This window comes from Streptomyces sp. NRRL B-24572 (genome assembly GCF_002156145.1).
GTDB lineage: Bacteria > Actinomycetota > Actinomycetes > Streptomycetales > Streptomycetaceae > Streptomyces > Streptomyces vietnamensis.
In genome coordinates this window covers 1-2,748 of record NZ_MWIG01000794.1, presented here as the reverse complement: position 1 = coordinate 2,748, position 2,748 = coordinate 1, and the positions used below count along the sequence as shown (strand labels likewise).

Here is a 2,748-nt window from a genome sequence, read left to right as displayed (position 1 = left end):
GCCGCCGCCAGGTCCGCCGCGCCCGTCGACTCGAGGCGGATCGCGGTCCCGCCCATCACGCAGAACCACACCACCGTCGCCCCCGACGGCACGAGCAGCACCCCCACCAGGAACTCGCGGATCGTCCGGCCGCGCGAGATCCGGGCGATGAAGGTGCCGACGAACGGCGCCCAGGACAGCCACCACGCCCAGTAGAAGATCGTCCACGCGCCCAGCCAGTCGCGGTCGGTGAACGCGCCCGTCCGGCTCGCCATCGGCAGCAGCTGGTGCAGATAGCCGCCGACGGAGGCCGGGATGGTGTCCAGGATGTACACGGTCGGGCCGAGCAGGAACACGAAGACCATCAGGCAGGCCGCGAGGACGATGTTCAGCGTCGACAGCCACTTCACGCCCTTGTGGAGCCCGGAGAACGCCGACAGGACGAAGGCCCCCGACAGCGCCACGATGATGATCAGCTGCGTGGCCGTGGAGTTCTCCACGCCCATCGTCAGGTTCAGCCCCTCGGCGACCTGGAGGGCGCCGAGACCCAGACTCGTCGCCGTCCCGAACACCGTCGCGAACACCGCGAGCAGGTCGATCGCCCTGCCCGGCCAGGAATCCGCCCGGCGCGCCCCCATCAGCGGCACGAACGCGGAGCTCAGCCGGTTCCCCCGGCCCTTGCGGAAGCCCGCGTACGCGAGCGCGAGCCCCGCGATGCCGTAGATCGCCCACGGGGTCAGCGTCCAGTGGAAGAACGAGTACTCCAGGGCCGTCCGGGCCGCCGCGCCCGTCCCCGCCGGGACCCCGCTCGCCGGAGGAGGGGTCAGGAAGTGCGTCAGCGGCTCCCCGACCCCGTAGAACATCAGGCCGATGCCCATCCCGGCGCTGAACATCATCGCGATCCACGCCAGGTTCGTGAATTCCGGCTCCGAGTCGTCCGCGCCCAGCCTGATCCGGCCGAAGCGGCTCAGCGCGATCACCACGCACAGCACCAGGAAGGCGTCCGCGGCGACCACGAACAGCCAGGCGAAGTTCGACAACACCCACGTCAGAGCCGTGGAGGACGCGCGGTCGAAGGAGTCCTCGCCCAGCGCCGCCCAGCCGACGACCGCGACGACGGCCACGACCCCGATCCCGATGATCGTGCCGTCGGGCCTGCCGTCGGTTCTGCCGTCGGTCGTGCCATCCGGAATGATCTTTTCCGTGCTCATGCGACCCCACTATGGTGCGGAATATCGCCTCATCAGGGGGTGGCACGCCGTCTGGAGGTACGGATAGGCTCCCCCTCGGCGCGACTGCACGTTCGAAAGCAAGGGATGCAAGGTGACGGACGGGGCAGCAACTCAGGTCGCTCACGTGCTCGTGGCGGCCGACAAGTTCAAGGGCTCGCTCACGGCCGTACAGGTCGCGGAGCGGGTCACAGCAGGACTGCGACGGGTCCTCCCGGAGCTCACGGTGGAGACACTGCCCGTCGCGGACGGCGGCGACGGCACCGTCGCGGCGGCCGTCGCGGCCGGCTTCGAACGGCGCGAGGTCCGCGTGACCGGGCCGCTCGGCGAGCCGGTCACCGCGGCGTACGCGCTGCGCGGCACCACCGCGGTCGTCGAGATGGCCGAGGCCTCGGGCCTCCAGCTCCTCCCTCCCGGCGTGTTCGCCCCCCTGACGGCGACCACGTACGGCTCCGGAGAGCTGCTCCGCGCCGCCCTCGACGCCGGTGCGACCACCCTCGTCTTCGGCGTCGGCGGAAGCGCCACCACCGACGGCGGCGCCGGCATGCTCGCCGCGCTCGGTGCCCGCTTCCTCGACGCGGCCGGCGAGCCCGTCGGCCCCGGCGGCGCGCCGCTCGCCGACCTCGCCACGGCCGACCTCAGCGGCCTCGACCCGCGTTTCGCCTCCGTCGACTTCATCCTCGCGAGCGACGTCGACAACCCGCTGACCGGCCCCAAGGGCGCGCCCGCCGTCTACGGCCCGCAGAAGGGCGCCACCCCGGACGACGTCCGCACCCTCGACGCGGCCCTCGCCCACTTCGCCACCGTCCTGGAGAAGGCCATCGGCCCCCGGGCCGCCGAGGCCGCCGTCGCGCCCGGCGCGGGCGGCGCGGGCGGCATCGGGTACGGCGCGCTCATCCTCGGCGCGAGCTTCCGGCCCGGCATCGAGCTGATGCTGGAGGTCCTCGGCTTCGCGCCCGCCCTGGAGCGGGCCACCCTCGTCATCACCGGCGAGGGCTCCCTCGACGAGCAGACCCTCCACGGCAAGGCCCCGGCCGGCGTCGCCGCCGCCGCCCGCGCCGCCGGCAAGGAGGTCGTCGCGGTCTGCGGCCGCCTCGCCCTCCCGCCGGAGGCCCTGGGCGCGGCCGGCATCCGCCGCGCGTACGCCCTCGCGGAGCTGGAGCCGGACCCGGCGAAGTCCATGGCGAACGCGGGTCCGCTGCTGGAGGAAGCGGCGTCGAACATCGCGAGGGACTTCCTGTCGTAGCCCCCGCCTGTCGCGGGAGCTACTTCCGCCCGGGCGGTGCCCTGTCGCCCCCCGTTGTGGGCAGTCGTTCCGCCGGGGCGGAACGGGTGGGCACAACGGACGGCGCCCTTGCCGGCGCCAGAGGCTTCCGCGCCTGAACCCGCACCCCGTGCACGCCGCGCTGGTGGTGCGGGTCCAGGCCCGGAACGCGGAGGCGCCGCTGAAGGGCGCCGTCCCGTGTGCCCACCCTCCCCCAAGCTCTCGGCTTCGCTCGAGCAGGGGGGACCCCCTTGCCCCGCGGGACGATTGCCCACA

2 protein-coding genes are annotated in these 2,748 nt (G+C 73.4%); one reads left to right on the top strand and one right to left on the bottom strand.

What is annotated here, in order from left to right; all coding sequences use genetic code 11:
- Nucleotides 1-1,190 (bottom strand): BCCT family transporter (locus tag CCN56_RS36120; protein WP_086831981.1); only part of this gene is annotated, 1,190 nt, incomplete at its 3' end.
- A 112-nt stretch (nucleotides 1,191-1,302) separates the two neighbouring features.
- On the opposite strand from CCN56_RS36120, the gene CCN56_RS36115 reads away from it, so the two are divergent.
- Entirely contained in the window at nucleotides 1,303-2,454 is a 1,152-nt protein-coding gene (locus tag CCN56_RS36115; RefSeq protein ID WP_086831980.1) for a glycerate kinase, read from the top strand.
- Nucleotides 2,455-2,748 lie beyond the last annotated feature (294 nt).